Origin of the sequence: Streptomyces sp. NPDC048142, assembly GCF_043202835.1 — a bacterium.
In the GTDB taxonomy this organism is placed as follows: domain Bacteria; phylum Actinomycetota; class Actinomycetes; order Streptomycetales; family Streptomycetaceae; genus Streptomyces.
The window spans coordinates 81100-96729 of the sequence record NZ_JBIDBC010000016.1; the positions used below are offsets into that span (position 1 = coordinate 81100).

At 71.6% G+C, this 15630-nt stretch carries 15 protein-coding genes and 1 pseudogene; 8 read left to right on the top strand and 8 right to left on the bottom strand.

Going from position 1 to position 15630, the window contains the following annotated elements; translation table 11 throughout:
• Positions 1–70: 70 nt before the first annotated feature.
• The gene (locus tag ACGF2Y_RS21045) at positions 71–481 is read right to left on the bottom strand and encodes a YciI family protein (protein WP_392949540.1); all 411 of its coding nucleotides are present in this window, start codon (positions 479–481) and stop codon (positions 71–73) included.
• Positions 482–733: 252 nt separating this feature from the next.
• Between ACGF2Y_RS21045 and cbiE the strand changes: the two genes are divergently transcribed.
• Complete coding sequence (gene cbiE, locus ACGF2Y_RS21050; RefSeq protein WP_392949543.1) at positions 734–2005, top strand: precorrin-6y C5,15-methyltransferase (decarboxylating) subunit CbiE; 1272 nt, start codon at positions 734–736, stop codon at positions 2003–2005.
• Positions 2002–2751, top strand: coding sequence for a precorrin-4 C(11)-methyltransferase (gene cobM, locus ACGF2Y_RS21055; protein ID WP_392949545.1), 750 nt, complete (start codon positions 2002–2004; stop codon positions 2749–2751). The genes cbiE and cobM overlap by 4 nt, the downstream gene beginning before the upstream one ends.
• Positions 2752–2835: 84 nt before the next feature.
• Here cobM and ACGF2Y_RS21060 read toward each other — a convergent pair.
• Positions 2836–3123: pseudogene (locus tag ACGF2Y_RS21060) on the bottom strand (hypothetical protein); the annotation flags it as partial.
• A gap of 212 nt (positions 3124–3335) precedes the next feature.
• On the opposite strand from ACGF2Y_RS21060, the gene ACGF2Y_RS21065 reads away from it, so the two are divergent.
• Positions 3336–4475: a hypothetical protein gene (locus ACGF2Y_RS21065; RefSeq protein WP_392949548.1), complete on the top strand. Its 1140-nt coding sequence runs from the start codon at positions 3336–3338 to the stop codon at positions 4473–4475.
• A gap of 37 nt (positions 4476–4512) precedes the next feature.
• Here the strand turns inward: ACGF2Y_RS21065 and ACGF2Y_RS21070 are convergent, their stop codons facing one another.
• The 3 genes from ACGF2Y_RS21070 to ACGF2Y_RS21080 form a co-directional block, all read right to left on the bottom strand.
• Positions 4513–5967 (bottom strand): flotillin family protein, encoded by a 1455-nt coding sequence (locus tag ACGF2Y_RS21070; RefSeq protein WP_392949549.1) that lies wholly within the window; start codon positions 5965–5967, stop codon positions 4513–4515.
• 186 nt (positions 5968–6153) lie between these two features.
• Positions 6154–6663: an NfeD family protein gene (locus ACGF2Y_RS21075; protein WP_392949551.1), complete on the bottom strand. Its 510-nt coding sequence runs from the start codon at positions 6661–6663 to the stop codon at positions 6154–6156.
• A gap of 104 nt (positions 6664–6767) precedes the next feature.
• Positions 6768–7253: a peroxiredoxin gene (locus ACGF2Y_RS21080; RefSeq protein WP_392949553.1), complete on the bottom strand. Its 486-nt coding sequence runs from the start codon at positions 7251–7253 to the stop codon at positions 6768–6770.
• A 229-nt stretch (positions 7254–7482) separates the two neighbouring features.
• Between ACGF2Y_RS21080 and ACGF2Y_RS21085 the strand changes: the two genes are divergently transcribed.
• Both ACGF2Y_RS21085 and ACGF2Y_RS21090 read left to right on the top strand, forming a co-directional pair.
• Positions 7483–8256 (top strand): alpha/beta fold hydrolase, encoded by a 774-nt coding sequence (locus ACGF2Y_RS21085; protein WP_392949556.1) that lies wholly within the window; start codon positions 7483–7485, stop codon positions 8254–8256.
• Between the two features lie 165 nt (positions 8257–8421).
• Positions 8422–9819 carry a ParB-like protein gene (locus ACGF2Y_RS21090; RefSeq protein ID WP_392949558.1) on the top strand — a complete coding sequence of 466 codons (1398 nt, stop codon included), beginning with the start codon at positions 8422–8424 and terminating at the stop codon, positions 9817–9819.
• A 105-nt stretch (positions 9820–9924) separates the two neighbouring features.
• Here ACGF2Y_RS21090 and ACGF2Y_RS21095 read toward each other — a convergent pair whose 3' ends face one another.
• The 3 genes from ACGF2Y_RS21095 to ACGF2Y_RS21105 all read right to left on the bottom strand — a co-directional run bounded on the left by ACGF2Y_RS21095 (position 9925) and on the right by ACGF2Y_RS21105 (position 12390).
• Positions 9925–11196: an MAB_1171c family putative transporter gene (locus ACGF2Y_RS21095; protein WP_392949560.1), complete on the bottom strand. Its 1272-nt coding sequence runs from the start codon at positions 11194–11196 to the stop codon at positions 9925–9927.
• 65 nt (positions 11197–11261) lie between these two features.
• Positions 11262–11849, bottom strand: coding sequence for a toxin (locus ACGF2Y_RS21100; RefSeq protein WP_392949563.1), 588 nt, complete (start codon positions 11847–11849; stop codon positions 11262–11264).
• 10 nt (positions 11850–11859) lie between these two features.
• Positions 11860–12390: a hypothetical protein gene (locus ACGF2Y_RS21105; RefSeq protein WP_392949566.1), complete on the bottom strand. Its 531-nt coding sequence runs from the start codon at positions 12388–12390 to the stop codon at positions 11860–11862.
• A 484-nt stretch (positions 12391–12874) separates the two neighbouring features.
• Between ACGF2Y_RS21105 and ACGF2Y_RS21110 the strand changes: the two genes are divergently transcribed.
• From ACGF2Y_RS21110 to ACGF2Y_RS21120, 3 genes are all read left to right on the top strand, one after another.
• Complete coding sequence (locus ACGF2Y_RS21110; protein WP_392949569.1) at positions 12875–13222, top strand: MerR family transcriptional regulator; 348 nt, start codon at positions 12875–12877, stop codon at positions 13220–13222.
• Positions 13223–13571: 349 nt separating this feature from the next.
• On the top strand, positions 13572–13775 hold the full coding sequence (locus ACGF2Y_RS21115; RefSeq protein ID WP_015609674.1) for a cold-shock protein: 204 nt from the start codon (positions 13572–13574) through the stop codon (positions 13773–13775).
• 243 nt (positions 13776–14018) lie between these two features.
• Complete coding sequence (locus ACGF2Y_RS21120; RefSeq protein WP_392949572.1) at positions 14019–15596, top strand: DEAD/DEAH box helicase; 1578 nt, start codon at positions 14019–14021, stop codon at positions 15594–15596.
• The last annotated feature ends 34 nt before the right edge of the window (positions 15597–15630 follow it).

The following is a 15630-nucleotide window of genomic DNA, read 5'->3' on the forward strand; positions in this document are numbered from 1 at the left end:
CGTCCAGGCCCGGCCCGGCTTCGCTAGGCCCGGCCCGCCCAGCTCAGCCGTCTCGACCGGCTCGTCCGGCTCAGTCGTCGATCCCGCCGTCGATGGGCCGGATGAGCACCGGGTAGTCGGGTGCCCCGGCCGGCTGCGGACAGCGTGCCACGCGGGCGGCGATCTCCGTCACCCTTTCCAGGCTCTCGCAGTCGAGTACCCAGAACCCGGCGAGCAGCTCCTTCGTCTCGCTGTACGGCCCGTCCGAGACCACCGGGCGCCCCTCGGCGTCGAGGCTGACGGCCCGGCCCGAGGCGGGCTCCCGCAGCCCGTACCCGGTCACCAGTTCGCCCGACTCGGCGAGGTCGTCGTTGATGCTGCCCATGTGGGCGAACATCTCCCGCATGGCCTTCTCGTCCCAGGCCGGGCTGTCGGCGTTCCCCTTGCCGGTCTGCGCGTCGTAGTCCGCCTGGCTGCCCTGGACCATCACCAGATACTTCATGACCGTCGCCTCCTGGTCGCTCGTTCGCTCCGCGTTCTTTCTTCCTCTTGCACAGGGGACGTCGGGGCCGGTGCGGTCTTCTCGACACCACGCGCGGTTCCTTTTCGGATTCACTCCGGACGCGCCCCCGGATTCACCCGCTGGAGGGGTCGGAACGGGGCGTTCAGTAAAGTTCGGCTGCGCCTCGTTTCCGCTCGTCGCGTCTGCTGCCCTCCTTCTCTCCTCCCGCTCCGAACGACGAGGTCCCGGCCCGTGTCCCCAGCTCCAGCCCCGCTTCCCCACCCCGTCTCCGTCGTGGGGATCGGCGCGGACGGCTGGTCCGGCCTGTCCGGTACGGCACGGGAGGCGCTGCGGGACGCCGAGGTGCTGATCGGCGGGGCGCGCCAGCTGGATCTGCTCCCGCCGGAGTGCGCCGGTGCCCGGGTGGGCTGGCCGTCCCCGCTGAGGCCGGCCGTCCCCCGGCTGCTCGCCGAGCACCGGGGGAGCCGGATCGCGGTGCTGGCCAGTGGCGACCCGATGTTCTACGGGATCGGGCGGGCGCTCGCCCAGGAGCTGGGGCCGCGGGGGCTGCACGTGCTGCCGCACCCGTCCTCCGTCTCGTACGCCTGTGCGCGCCTGGGCTGGCCGCTGGAGGACACGGAGGTCGTGACGCTGGTGGGCCGCCCGGCGGCGAGGCTGGCGGCGTCCCTGTACGAGGGCCGCCGGCTGCTGGTCCTGAGCGCGGACGCGAGCACGCCCGCCACGGTCGCCGCGCTCCTCACGGCCCACGGCTTCGGCCCGAGCCGGCTGCGGGTGCTGGAACAGCTGGGCGCCGAGGACGAGGCGCACGTCGAGGGCATCGCGCAGAGCTGGGCACACCCCCCGGGGGACCGGCTGAACGTGATCGCGATCGAATGCCGGGCGTCGGCGGAAGCGCTGCGGCTGGGCACGGTCCCGGGGCTGCCGGACGAGGCGTACGAGCACGACGGCCAGCTCACCAAGCGCCACATCCGGGCGGCCACGCTCGGGACCCTGGCCCCCGCGCCCGGAGAACTGCTCTGGGACGTGGGCGGCGGCTCCGGCTCGATCGCGATCGAGTGGCTGCGGGCGCATCCGTCCTGCCGGGCGGTGAGCGTGGAGCGGGACCCGGTACGGGCCGAGCGGATCACCCGTAACGCGGAACGCCTGGGAGTCCCCGGTCTCCGGGTCGTCACCGGCCCGGCCCCGGCAGCCCTGGCCGGACTGGAAGCGCCGGACGCGGTGTTCATCGGCGGCGGCCTGACCGTGCCGGGCCTGCTCGACGCGTGCTGGGAGGCGCTGCGGCCGGGGGGCCGGCTGGTCGCGAACACCGTGACGCTGGAGTCGGAGGCACTGCTGGCCGGGCGGCACAAGGCGTACGGCGGCGAGCTGGTCCGTCTCGCGGTCGCCCACGCCGTCCCGGTCGGCGGCTTCACCGGCTGGCGCCAGGCCATGCCCGTAACGCAGTGGTCGGTAAGCAAGCCCTCGGGATCCGGGGCACGTTCGCACAAGGGAGATCGATCATGACGGTGTACTTCATCGGCGCGGGCCCCGGCGCGGCCGACCTGATCACGGTGCGCGGCGCCCGGATCCTCGCCGCCAGCCCGGTCTGCCTGTACGCGGGCAGCCTGGTCCCGGTCGAGCTGCTGGCCGAGTGCCCGAAGGACGCCCGCCTGATCGACACGGCGAACCTGGACATCGGGCAGATCACCGCCGAGCTGGTCCGGGCCCACGCGGACGGCCACGACGTGGCGCGGCTGCACTCGGGCGACCCGTCGGTGTTCAGCGCGGTGAACGAACAGATGAAGCGCCTGGACGAGGCGGGAGTCCCGTACGAAGTGGTCCCCGGCGTCCCCGCGTTCGCTGCGGCGGCTGCGGCGCTGAAGCGCGAGCTGACGGTCCCGACGGTCGGCCAGACGGTCATCCTGACCCGCGTCGCCCAGCGCGCCACGGCGATGCCGGAGGGCGAGGACCTGGCGACGCTGGGCCGCAGCGGCGCGCTGATCGTGCTGCACCTGGCGGCGCGGTACGTGGACCGGGTGGTGGAGGAGCTGCTCCCGCACTACGGGGCGGACTGCCCGACGGCGGTGGTGGCGATGGCGTCCCGCCCGGACGAGATCGTCCTGCGGGGCCCGCTGGACTCGATCGCCGGGCAGGTGAAGGCGGCGGGGGTGATCCGGACGGCGGTCATCATGGTGGGCCGGACGCTGGGGGCGGAGCAGTTCCGGGACAGCTACCTGTATTCGGCGGGGCGGGACCGGGGGGCGTGCTGAGGGGCGGGGGCTCAGCGTTCTCAGGAGCAAGAGGGCAGGTTCGATCGCGTAGGGGTGAATACGGCGAGAGTCCCGTGCCGATCAGGGGAGTTCGGGAAGGCCGAGCGTCGGGGCGATCCACCGGTTTGCCTCGGCCATCCATGTGGTGGCCCAGCACAGCTCGTAGCCGAGCCGCAGCAGTGCCGGTCCGTGCTCCGGGTTGAGCCGGACCCGCAGTGTCCGTCGTCGTGTCGAGAGGGCCCCGCGGTCCCCTGAGATCCCGCTCTCCGCGGGCACCCTGAGCGTGATGTAGCCGCCGGGGCGCCTCTCCGGCTGCGCGGCATAGGGGTTGAGCGGACCGTCCACATCGAGGAACAGCAGCGGTCGGCCCACCTGTCGTCTCCTTGGCCAACGTCGGTTCGGTCAGGGGAGCGTAGCGCTCAGGGTGGCTGCTGAGCGGATTGTCCGCAGTGGGTTGCGGACTGCGGTACCGTGATTGCGTCATCACGCTCTGTGTGTTCCCGCACATGGGGCGGCCCCCGGTGGTGTTCGAGCACCGAGCCGAGGGCCTTCACCCAACTAGTGGAAGAACAGGTCCCACCGGGATGCTTTGGCATGCTATCGCGCCCTCTCGGCGCTACACGAAGGCCTCGCACGATGTCGTGCGTCATCCGCGTCTGGACAGTGACGCGAAGGTTCTGATTCTTTACGTTCAGGGGTTGCCGGACGGGTGCACCCATATGGCGTTGTCCGAGCATGCCAGGAAGCTGGGCATCAAGGGGCGGGCGTTTCAGCGGGCCAAGGAGCAGTTGGTCATGTGCGGGTTCGTGCATGAGCGGCGGGTCGCCGGGGAGCGCGGGCGTTGGGCCACCCAGCAGTTGTTCGCCAATGTGCCGTTGGCCGAAGCCGAGGTCCTTGGGCTGTGGTGCGACGCCGGGGTCGGTATCGCCTCGTCTCCGGGTGCGCGCTCTCCGGCCGTCGGTCAGCCGGGGGCTCGGACCGTCGGTCATCAACTACCGGTAGACGAAGAACGGGAGAAGAACTCTTCCCACCCACCCACCGAAGCCCTGGGCGCGGAAGCGGACTTGGAACCGTTGTCTCCTGAAGGTGTCGAAGCTGAGCGGGTGTTGTTGTCGCTCCGGCATGCCAGTAGGGAGCTTCGGCTCGGCGTTCTCCAGGCTCGTTCGCTGGTCGCGCAGGCTGTGGAGTGGATGCGGCGCGGGGTTTCCGGGGGTGAGTTGCGGCGGGTGCTGAGCAGCAATCTGCCGCAGGACGGGGTCCGGTCCGCCGTGGGATTCCTGCGGCACCGACTGGAGTTGATGATGCCCGAAGCTGTCGTGCCCGCAGGAGGCGTTGAGCAGGAGCAGGAGCAGGAGCAGGAGCAGGAGCAGGATCCGTCACCGTCGCCCTCGGATCCGTTGCCCCCGCCTGTTGTTCCTCGGTACGTTGCGCCCCTCGTCACCTGCGCCGGGCCCGGGGCCGAGCATGTCTTCCGAGCCATGACGGGGGAGACCGAGTGCCCGGACTGCCGGCAGGCAGCCGCCTGGGCCCGCTGGGCCGAGCACCGTATCGCCGAGCTCGGCGGCGATGCCGACGACTGGCAGGCGCAGGAGCAGCTCGGCGGGTGGCGGGGGCGGCTGGCCGCAGCCACCGCCGCTGCCGCCGCCCGGCAGGCGGAGGGACCAAAAAGGGAAGCGGACATGCCCGTGCCCGGCGGCGAACAGGTCGCTGCCGGGCACGGGTGACGGGAACGGGCTCAGCCCCTGGTGGAGGCCTCGCGCGTCAGCCCTTGATCTCGATCTCGCCGTCCTTCGGGGCCGGGGAGTCCGTCTCCGGAGCGTCCGAGCCCGGGGTAGCGGGCGCCGTGCCCACGCGGCTCTTCAGGTTCTGGAGGAGGGACGTCATGTCCACGCCCGTCGTCGAGGTGAGCAGTTCCATGCCCTGCGCGACGTTGTCGGTGACCGTACGGGCCAGCTGGCTCGCGCCGTCCGTGGAGATGACCGTCATCTTGTCGATGGCGCTCAGCGGCTCGGAGGCCTTGGCCACGACGCTCGGGAGGACCTCGACGAGCATCTGGAGGACGGCCGCGTCGCCGTACTGCGCGAACGCGTCGGCCTTCTTCTGCATGGCCTCGGCCTCGGCCGAACCCCTGGCGGCGATGGCCGCGGCTTCCGCCTCACCCTCGATGCGGACCGCGTCGGCCAGTGCCGAACGGTGCAGCTTCTCACCCTGACCGGTCAGGCGCGAGCGCTCCGCGTCGGCCTCGGCCTCCTTGACCTGGGCGACACGGCGGGCCTCCGCCTCCTGCTCGGCCTGGTAACGGGCGGCGTCGGCGGGCTTACGGACCTTGGTGTCCAGCTCACGGTCGGTCAGCGCGGCCTGGCGCTCGGCGACCTTCTCCTGCTCCTGGAGGACTTCCTGCTGGCGTGCGGCCTCGGCGAGGGGACCGGCGGCGTTGGCCTTGGCGGCCGCGGCTTCGGTCTCGGCCTTGATCTCGGCCTGCTTCAGGTAGTACGTCCGCTCGGCGATGGCGATTTCCTCGGCCGCCTTCAGCCGGGCCTGCTCCGAGGCCCGCTTCGCGATGGCCTCGGCGATGTCCGCCTCCTGCTTGGCGCGGGCGGCCTCCGGGCGGCCGAGGTCCTCCAGGTAGGAGCCCTCGGTGGTGATGTCCTGGATCTGGAAGGCGTCCAGGATCAGGCCCTGGCCGGAGAGGCTGGCCTCGGCCTCCTCCGCGACCTGACCGGCGAACGCGGCCCGGTCCCGGATGATGTCCTCGACCGACATCCGGCCGACGATCGCGCGGAGCGCGCCGGAGAGCACTTCCTGGGTGAAGCCGACGATGCCGTCCTGCTGCTGGAGGAAGCGCTGGGCGGCGGCGCGGATCGCGTCCTCGCTGCCACCGACCTTGACGATCGCGACGCCTTCGAGGTTCGACTTCACGCCGCGCAGCGTCACCGCGCCGCGCACGGTGATCGGGATGTGCCGGCTGGACAGGTCCAGGGTGAACTTCTGCTGGACGAACGGCACGACGAAGACGCCGCCACCGACGACGACCTTCTGGCCGCTGTTGTCGATGCTGGTCTGTCCGGTGACCGGGTCCGTCGACTTCTTGCCGCGGCGGCCGGTGATGATGAATGCCTCGCTGGGCCCGGCCACCTTGTAACGCGTGATGACGACGAGGCCGAGCAGAACGAGGAGTACGACGATGCCGATGACGGCGATGACTACTGGACTCATGAGACGTTTCCCCCCTGCCTCCCGTGGGGGGACGGCAGATTGTTGTGGAGCGGGGCGGTGCTGTGGAGTTGATCGGTGCGGTGTGCTGCGTAAACAGCGGGTGCTGACGCCGGGTCGTAACAGGTGGGTCGTGACAGCGGGTCGTAACAGTGCTTGTCGGGGTGGATGCGTGCGGTGGTCGCGTGGTCAGCGCTCCACCGGACGGACCGCGACCGATGTGGTCGACAGTGCCTCTTCCACCCAGATCTCGGTCCCGCGCGCGACGGGCGTGGCCGACTTGGCGGCGTACTTCACGGGCTGGTCGCCCAGCCGCAGCAGCACCTCGCCGTAACCCTCGGCCGGGATGGCCGTCACGACGGATCCCGAGGTGCCGACCAGGTCGCTGTCGCGCGGAGTGGTGTGCGTCTGGTCGCGCATCAGGGCCTTGCTGAGTTTCCAGGTCAGCCAGCCCGCCACCAGGCCGGCGGCGACGCCGACGACGGTGGCCAGAAACGTTCCCGCGCTCGTCGCGCCGAGCACGATCGCTCCGCCGAAGCCGAGCATCGAGATGAAGCCGGCGATCACCGGGAGCGAGAGCAGCCCGTCGAAGAGGCCGTCGAGCGCGCCTCCGAAGAGGCCTTCGAGGACCCCGCCGAAGATCAGGGAGATCGCGAGCAGCACGATCCCCGCAATGCCGAGACCGAGAAAGAAGGTCACGCGATCACTCCCCTGTTGTCGACTTCCCCCGAGCGATTTCCGTCGATCTGGCTGGATGATTCCATACAGCACCTGCTTCGGTCACTGCCGGGTTCCGGCAGTCTTTACGCATCTTTGATGCCGGACAGCCGGTCCGTGAGGGTGGCGAGCGACTGGAACGTCGCTCCGAGCAGCGCCACGTGCTTCCAGCGCAGCACTCCGTCCGGGCCGATGAGGAAGACCGCCCGCCGCACCCCGATGCCCGGCGCGGAGACCCCGTACGCCTTGGCGGTCTCCCGGCCCTCGTCGGCCAGCAGCGGCATGCGCAGGCCGAAGCTGCGGGCGAACGACTCGTGGCTGTCCACACCCTGTGGACTGATTCCCCAGACGTCGGCGTCCAGCCCCTCGAAGCTCTCCATGCCCGAGGAGTACGAGCACAGCTGCTTCGTGCAGACGCTGGTGTTGTCGCCCGGGTAGAACGCCAGCACCACGGACCGGCCGCGGGCGGCGGACAGCCGGTAGTCGGAGCGTTCGAAGGCGTCGTCCGACAGCGCTCCGCCGGGAAGGGTGAAGTCCGGCGCGAAGCTGCCGAGTTGAGGTCCTGATGCCATGGCGGGCTCCTTCGGTGTCAGATTCGGGGATGGTGCGGATGGCACCAACGGTTCCGCGATCGTGACCGTACAGTGGACGGCACTCCCCGCCCCCGCCGATCCGTCGAGCGGTGGATTCGTCGAGCGGTGGATCCGCCGGTCCATTGCGCCGTTCGCCCATCCGTAGCGGGCCCGGCGACGAAGACGGGGAGAGGGGCTCTGCGCCCCGCACCCGGACCTGGAGGTACGCGTGGCCCAACGACCGCCGTCGGCAGCGGTTCTCGTCCTGCACGGAGGCCGCGAGAACGGTACGGAGCCCCCGCCGCCCGGTCCGCTGAACCTGCCCGGCGTCCGCATGCGCCCCTTCGTCCGGGGCGTCGTCCGGGCCGCCCGCGCCGCCGGTGAGGACGTCCTCGTGACGCGGGTGCGGTACGCCCACCGGGGCTGGAACGGCACCCGCGCGGACCCGTTCCACGACGCCGTGGCCGCCCTCGACGCGCTCCGGGAGGAAGCGGGCGACAGCCTGCCGGTGGTTCTCCTGGGCCATTCCATGGGGGCACGCGCCGCCCTCCGCGCCGCCGGTCACCCCCTGGTGCGGGGCGTCGTCGGGCTCGCCCCGTGGTGTCCGCCGGGGGACCCGGTCACGCAGCTCGCGGGCCGTGACGTCGTCCTCGTGCACAGCAACCGGGACCGGGTGACCAGCCCCCAGGCCACCCAGTCGCTCACCGCCCGCGCCCGCCGCGCCGGAGCCCGTACCTGCATGATCACCGTCCGGGGCGGCGACCATGCCATGCTCCGCCGGGCCCCCGCCTGGCACCGCCTCGCCACCGGGCTGGTCGCCGGACTGCTCGGTTCCGGCAGCCTGCCGGGGCCGGTCGGCGCGGCCCTCGCCCTGCCGCCCACCGCCGAGGCCACCGAAGGCACCCTGGATCTGGACCTGGACCTGGACCTGGACCTCGGCCTGGGTCTCGGCCTGGGTCTGGGCCTCGGCCCGCTCCGGGACCGGACGGGCGCCCCGCGCTGACCCGCTCCTCATCGACCCGGGCACCGCCGGGGCCCGGGGGGCGTGCCGATGCCGTCCCGCCGTGGCACCACAGCGCCATCCCGCGTTCACGCCATGTCCGTGCGGGGGTCGTCGCGCCTTGCGATCGTCCCCTGCGGAAGGCCATCACGCGGGAGGGGACGTCACATGAACGGATCGAAGGCGAGGGCACGGCTGCCGCGGCGCGGGGCGCTGCTGCTGGCCGGTGCGCTGGCGGCGGGCACCGTCGTGGCCGGTGCGGGCACCGGTGCGGCCGCCGGGGACCCGTGCGCCGGGAGCGGGCCGCTGCCTCGCACCTGCGCGCAGCCCGGGGACCTGATCGACGTCACGCTCGGCGAACTGCACCCGACGCAGGCCGTACTCGGCTTCGACCAGGTCTTCTACAAGCTCGGCCGGTACGGCAGCGACCGGGACGAGGCGGCGGGCGGCGTCAACAAGCGCTTCGACGACTGGTGCGAGAGCAACGGCCAGGAGGAGGCGGCCGAGGCCGGCCCCGGAGCCCGGCTGGACGACCCGTCGAGCTTCTCCTGCACCGTGCCGGTCGGGCAGGAGACGCCGAAGACGATCGCCCCGATGAAGACGGCCGTCGTCGGACCGGGCGGCAAGCTGTACCTCACCGACGGGCACCACACGCTGACGTCCTTCCTGGAGGGCCCCGACGGCTCCCCCCGGATGCGCGTGCGGCTCCGCGTCACCGACAACTTCAGCTCCCTGTCCACCCCTGACTTCTGGCAGCGGATGACCGCTGAGAAGAAGGTGTGGCTGCGCGACGAGAACAACCGGCCGTTGACCGTGGACCGGCTGCCGGACCGCCTGGGCATCACGCACCTCCGCGACGACCCGCACCGCAGCCTCGTCTACTTCACCCGCAAGATCGGTTACGAAGTCCCCGACGGCGCACCGGAGTTCCTGGAGTACTCCTGGGGTGCGTGGCTGCGCGGTGAGCACGACGTGAGCGCGTACGACCTGACCGCCCCGGGCCCGTACCTCGACCTGGTGAAGCGCGCCTCGCAGTCGATGGCGGCGCTGGACGCCGACGCGGTCGTCGACGACGGGAAGACCGCCGGCCGGCTCGGCCGGATCGACGAGTGGAACGGCGGGAAGAAGGAGACCGGCGGGCAGTTCGCCAAGCTGGGCAGGCCGCTGAGCGCCCCCAAGCCGGGCAAGCTCGCCCACTCCCTCGACTACAAGTCCCGCATCCTGCCCGTCCCCGCCTGCACGACCACGGTCACCGGCCCCCGCAACGGACCGCTGACCGTCACGAGCGGTGTCACCTGCCTGGACAGGGCCGCCCAGCGCGGCCCGGTCGTCGTCCGCCCCGGGGCCGCCCTCGTGGTCACCGGCTCCACCCTGGACGGCCCGCTCCGGGCGGACCGGGCGGCGGAAGTCCACCTGTGCGGTTCGCAGGTCACCGGGCCCCTCTTCGTGAGCCGCACGACCGGCCCCGTACGGCTGGGGGGTCCGGGCTGCACCGCGAACACCGTCACCGGCCCCGTCGTGCTCACCGGCAACACCGGCGGAGTGCTGCTCAGGGCTGTCCCGTAATCCCTGGCGGGCGCACGACGACAGCTACGGCACCTCGCCGCGTTGTCGGAACGCCCGCATACATCCAGTTCGGGAACCCCGCCGGTCCGTGACCCGTCCCGCCGGTCATGCGCTCGTCCCGGTCGCGCGGGTGGTCTCGGCCGTCGCGGCCGCGAGGACCGCGCGGGCGCGCTCCTCGCCGACCGTGCGGTACGCGGCGGCGACCCGGACCAGCCGGGCCACCTCGCCGTCCTGGTCCGCCGCGTGCTGGGAGGCGACCGTCGCGGCTCCCCCGGCGGGCGCGCCGGTTGCCTTCGCGAGCAGGGCGGCCCGGATCCAGTAGGCGTCCGTGCGGGACGCGGCCCGGCGCGGGTCGTCCGTGTCGCGTGCGGCGGCCCGTTCGGCGGCGGCGAGCAGCCCGTCGGGCACGTAGTGGCGCAGCTTCTCGGCCGCGTCCGCGATGTCGGCGGCCCAGCGGTCCACCCGCAGGTCGGCCGGGACGTTGAACCGGGTCAGCTCGCGGGCCAGCGAGGCGGGCGGGTCGAAGGGCTGGTCCGGGAACGCGGTCATCAACTCGTACCAGAGGGCGTGCAGTCCGACCTGGGCCCGCCACAGCCGGGCCCGCCGCAGGCCGGCCGCGAAGGCGGGGACGGACGCGCCGAGGGCGAAGAAGGCGAACAGCACGAGCTGCGCGGCCTCGGTGATCCGGTCGAACCGCAGGGCGAACGCCTCGGTCGGCTCGTTCACGACGCTGATCCACAGGAAGAGGGTGCGGCTGACGGTGTAGCCGACGCCGATGAACATCGCGAACGTCATCATGCCGAGCCCGATGCGCAGATGGCGCCGCCGGGTGTCGAGGGTGGCCAGTGCCCACTGGAAGGCGCACACGGCGGACGCGGCCCCGAGGTAGAGGTAGAACACGCTCATGTAGAGCGTGGCGCCCCACTCCCCGGCGTGGTCGGAGACGAAGCGGTCCGAGGGCTCGGAGCGGTCGACGACGGTGAAGAACAGGACGGTCAGCAGGATCAGCGTGGCGACGGAGGCCTTGGCCGCCAGCTTCTGGACGAACCGCGCGAACCGTACGTGGCGGGGGACCGCGCCCTCTTCGGGGTAGCTGCCGTAGATGGCCACGATGTAACTGAGGATGGCCAGAATCGCCACCGTGGCGGTGTAGTGCTTGATGAGGACGGCGAGGTCGGTGACGGCGCTGTTGTTGAGGCCGATGCGCACCGCCTCGGTCTTCGTCCACAGGGCGACGGCGAATCCGGCGTAGCAGCCCCACAGGGCCCGGCGTCTTCGGTCGTCCTCGTCGCCCCACAGGGCAGCGGGCATACGCCACAGGGCAACGGCCGTCATCAGGCCGGCTATCAGGTAGCCGGCGAGATCGAGGGAGGTCACGGCGGTGTTCGTCCTCGGGGTCGGGGTGCGCGGGCGGGGACCTGCGGGTGGGGCGGTGGCACGTGTCAGGCGTCGTCGGGCCGTCTGCCGGGGAAGAGGCCGCGCCGCCGGTTGGCCACCGGGCGGGACAGGGAGTTGTCCAGCCGCCCCACCATGTCATCGGTGGTGAGGTCCCGTGCCATCCGGGGGATCAGGGAGGCGCCGAATTCGGCCATACGTTCGTCGTGGGTGTCGTACTGCGCGCGGGCCTGGACGGTGCCGCCGCCGGAGGCGAAGGACTCGGCGGCGGCCGGGGAGATCATCCGGGCGATCAGCGAGGTGTCGAAGACCGGGAGGAGGATGCGCAGTTGCTCCGCGTCGAGCGTGGTCCCGTGGTCGAACCACTCGTGGCACAGCTCGTGCAGGATCACGTGCTGGGTCTGGTACGCGGTCGGCCTGCGGCGGTAGAGGATCAGGCTGGTGCCGCCCGCCTTCAGGCGCAGCCCGCAGGCGGCGTTGACGCGGGCGAGGCGGTCCGGCATCTCGTGCAGCCGGATCGTGCGCCCGCTTCTCTCCTCCATGTTCGCGACGAGTCCGTCCAGCGAGAAGGGAACCGGGAGGGGCAGGTCGGCGAGCCCGGCCTCGCACTCTTTCCGCAGTTTCCGCAGGGACATGACGAAGACGCTACGCTGCCGGGCCCGCGGGGCGGTGGTGCACGGCGGAATCGCTCCCGCCGTTCTGCCCGTCGGGGCCCTCCTTCTCCCGGGCCGCGTCCTCCAGCAGGGACAGGGCGAACCGCAGCAGTTCCGGCGGGAGTCCCTCGTCGTCCAGGCCCCGGCCGGCCAGGCCGCTGATCTCGCCGGTGCGCCGCTTCGCCAGGAACTGGAGTCCGGCGACGACGTCGTCGACGACCTCGGACTCCTCCTTGAAGAAGCGCCAGTCCACGCCGAACCCCAGGCCGAGGGCCTTGAGGATGTCCTCGGATGGCTGGGTGACCTTGCCCGCCAGGATGTTGGAGAAGTAGCTGTGCGACAGCGAGCCGCCGCGGTCGCGGACCAGCTCGGCGAAGACCCGCCCCGAGATCTTCTGGCCGGGGAAGGTCTTCTCGACCATGTACTCGACCTTTTCCCGCAGCGAGCCGAGGCGGGGAAGCTCGTCCGGGCCGGGAGGTCCGACGGGTTCCGGGCCGTGTTCGCCGCCGTCGTCCATGGCCATCCGGGCCTCCACGATCACCTCGGAGTCGGAACTGAGCTTGCGTAAACACTCTACGTCACTGTTAACTCGAAAAAACACGGGCAGGGGACCACGAGGGGAGTCCCTTGCCCGTGAATGATCCTGTGCCCCGCGACGCCCGGACCAGGCTCCGGACAGGGGTGTAGCCCTTCACGACGGGGGATGCGTGAAGGGCTACGCGTGCATTATGGCCCCGCGGTCCTCCCGGCGACAACTGACCGGTCGGTCAGTGATCCGCGGCTCGGTCGGTCGGTGATCCGCAGTCCGGCCGGTCGGTGATCCGCTGCGGCGAATCCGCCGCGCCCGTCCCGGTGACCCAAATCTGTTCCGGCCGCGATAGACATGGCGTTGCCCGACGATTAGGGTTTCTTGTGCAGTCACGTGAAACAGTGGTACGCAGCAGAGGCGCACCCCGCAGGCGTACGGCGCCCGGCTCCCCCGGTCACGCGTGACGGAAGAGGCGCAGATGCCCCCGGAGACCCCCTCGCACACCACCGACCGGCTCGACGACGACGACTACCCCGCCTACACGATGGGGCGAGCCGCGGAGATGATCGGTGCGACGCCGGGGTTCCTCCGGGCGATCGGCGAGGCCCGCCTGATCACCCCGCTGCGGTCCGAGGGCGGCCACCGCCGCTACTCCCGCTACCAGTTGCGCATCGCCGCCCGCGCCCGCGATCTGGTCGACGCCGGCACGCCCATCGAGGCCGCCTGCCGCATCGTCATCCTGGAGGACCAGCTGGAGGAGGCGCTGCGCCTCAACGAGGAGCTGCGTGGCCGGTCCGCCCGCTCCGGCGGTCCCGCCGAGCGCTGACGGCCGCCGTGCCCCGGGTGCGGGAGGCCCCACGCCGCTCCGGAAGATATCTGCATTCGCCAGCACAGAATTTCGCGCAATGCGCGATGAGGCTTTTCCGTTCCGCATCTCCGCCGGGTCTGTTCCCGACGCGGCAGAGATATTAGGCACCCGCCTCTGCCGGCCTCATCGTGCTAGTGTTGATCTCAGTTGCAGTTGTGGTTCCCAAAAACTTCAAGTGTTCTTGCCGGTCAGATGTCGGCGGGCACACTTTTGTATTTCCGGTGTTCTTCCGGACGGGGTAATCATCGCGGCGACGTGGGGTCCGCACAGTGTGGGCCCGCGGGCTCTGCCCCTAAGGAGATATGACATGGCTACTGGCACCGTGAAGTGGTTCAACGCAGAAAAGGGCTTCGGCTTCATCGAGCAGGACGGCGGCGGCGCCGACGTCTTCGCCCACTACAGCAACATCGCCGCCAGCGGCTTCCGTGAGCTGCAGGAGGGCCAGAAGGTGAACTTCGACGTCACGCAGGGCCAGAAGGGCCCGCAGGCCGAGAACATCACCCCCGCCTGATCACTCAGGTAGTACTACGCAGCTGGGGCCCGCACCTTGGGGTGCGGGCCCCGGCTCGTTGTCGTTTCCGGGGCCCGCTCTGCGCGCCCCAGACGAAGCCGCGTCCGGTGCACTGATTCCCGGCGGCCGGGCTTCGTTTTCTTTTGTCATTTCATCGGCTCGTTCTTGCGATTCTGGGTGCCGTTCACGGTCGCTTCCCGAAAAAGAATCCCTCGATACGTGCCCCATCGAGGAAGGTTCTGCATGAACCGCGAACGCACGCCCCGCTCGAACGACCGATTCTCCCGCACCCGCTCCTCCGGCGGTGCCCCCCGCTTCTCCGGCGGTGGCGGCGAGCGCCGCGCCGCGGGCTTCGGCGGCGGACCCAAGCGCTCCGGCGGCTCCGGCGGCTCGGGCCGGTCCGGTGGCTACGGCCGCCGCTCCGCCTCCGGCGTGAAGGGCGAGTTCGCCCTGCCGGTGACCGTCACCCCGGCCCTGCCCGCCGCCGAGACCTTCGGCGAGCTGGAGATGCCCGCACCGCTGAAGGCGGCGCTGGTCGCCGAGGGCATGACCGTGCCCTTCCCGATCCAGGCGGCCACCCTGCCGAACTCGCTGGCCGGCCGGGACGTCCTGGGCCGGGGCCGCACCGGCTCGGGCAAGACCCTCGCCTTCGGTCTCGCGCTGCTGGCCCGCACCGCCGGCCGCCGCGCCGACGCCAAGCGCCCGCTCGCCCTGGTCCTCGTCCCCACCCGGGAACTGGCCCAGCAGGTCACCGACGCGCTCACCCCGTACGCCCGGTCGCTGAAGCTGCGCATCGCCACCGTGGTCGGCGGCATGTCCATCGGCCGCCAGGCCAGCGCGCTGCGCGGTGGCTCCGAGGTCGTCGTCGCCACCCCGGGCCGCCTCAAGGACCTGATCGAGCGCGGCGACTGCCGGCTGGACCGGGTCACCATCACCGTGCTCGACGAGGCCGACCAGATGGCCGACATGGGCTTCATGCCGCAGGTCACCGAGCTGCTCGACCAGGTGACCCCGGACGGTCAGCGGATGCTCTTCTCGGCCACCCTGGACCGCAACGTCGACCTGCTGGTGCGGACCTATCTGAAGGACCCGGTCGTGCACTCCGTCGACCCGTCCGCCGGCGCGGTCACGACGATGGAGCACCACGTCCTGTACGTCCAGGGCTCGGACAAGTACGCCACCACGACGGAGATCGCGGCCCGCGACGGCCGCGTGATCATGTTCCTGGACACCAAGCACGCGGTGGACAAGCTCACCGACCACCTGCTGCACAGCGGGGTCCGGGCGGCGGCGCTGCACGGGGGCAAGTCCCAGCCGCAGCGCACCCGCACCCTGGAGCGCTTCAAGACCGGGCACGTCACGGTGCTGGTCGCCACCAACGTCGCGGCGCGCGGCATCCACGTCGACAACCTCGACCTGGTCGTCAACGTGGACCCGCCGAGCGACCACAAGGACTACCTGCACCGCGGCGGCCGTACCGCCCGCGCCGGCGAGTCCGGCAGCGTCGTCACGCTGGTGCTGCCCAACCAGCGCCGCGAGATGACCCGGCTGATGGCGGACGCCGGGATCACCCCGCAGATCGCCCAGGTCCGCTCCGGCGAGGCCGAGCTGAGCCGGATCACCGGTGCGCAGGCGCCCTCCGGCGTCCCGGTCGTCATCTCCGCCCCGGCCAAGGAGCGCGGCAGCGGCCGCGGCGGCGCGTTCATGGGCCGCGGCACCAAGCGCGGCGGCGGGGCCCCGGCCCGGGGCCGTCGTCCCGGAGTGCCGACGCCCGAGGCCCGTGCGGCCGCCTCGCAGCGCCGGAACAACCGCGCCGCGTGATCCCTTGCGGCCGGCGGAACGCCGCCGGCCGCCC

What these genes read in the sequence shown, in the direction of transcription:
- ACGF2Y_RS21090 (WP_392949558.1), top strand. Translation starts at nt 8,422, where the DNA reads ATGAACGGATCGAAGGCGAGGGCACGGCTGCCGCGGCGCGGGGCGCTG.
- ACGF2Y_RS21115 (WP_015609674.1), top strand. Translation starts at nt 13,572, where the DNA reads ATGGCTACTGGCACCGTGAAGTGGTTCAACGCAGAAAAGGGCTTCGGC.
- ACGF2Y_RS21110 (WP_392949569.1), top strand. Translation starts at nt 12,875, where the DNA reads ATGCCCCCGGAGACCCCCTCGCACACCACCGACCGGCTCGACGACGAC.
- ACGF2Y_RS21105 (WP_392949566.1), bottom strand. Translation starts at nt 12,390, where the DNA reads ATGGCCATGGACGACGGCGGCGAACACGGCCCGGAACCCGTCGGACCT.
- ACGF2Y_RS21065 (WP_392949548.1), top strand. Translation starts at nt 3,336, where the DNA reads ATGCTTTGGCATGCTATCGCGCCCTCTCGGCGCTACACGAAGGCCTCG.
- ACGF2Y_RS21045 (WP_392949540.1), bottom strand. Translation starts at nt 481, where the DNA reads ATGAAGTATCTGGTGATGGTCCAGGGCAGCCAGGCGGACTACGACGCG.
- cobM (WP_392949545.1), top strand. Translation starts at nt 2,002, where the DNA reads ATGACGGTGTACTTCATCGGCGCGGGCCCCGGCGCGGCCGACCTGATC.
- ACGF2Y_RS21100 (WP_392949563.1), bottom strand. Translation starts at nt 11,849, where the DNA reads ATGTCCCTGCGGAAACTGCGGAAAGAGTGCGAGGCCGGGCTCGCCGAC.
- ACGF2Y_RS21070 (WP_392949549.1), bottom strand. Translation starts at nt 5,967, where the DNA reads ATGAGTCCAGTAGTCATCGCCGTCATCGGCATCGTCGTACTCCTCGTT.
- ACGF2Y_RS21120 (WP_392949572.1), top strand. Translation starts at nt 14,019, where the DNA reads ATGAACCGCGAACGCACGCCCCGCTCGAACGACCGATTCTCCCGCACC.
- ACGF2Y_RS21080 (WP_392949553.1), bottom strand. Translation starts at nt 7,253, where the DNA reads ATGGCATCAGGACCTCAACTCGGCAGCTTCGCGCCGGACTTCACCCTT.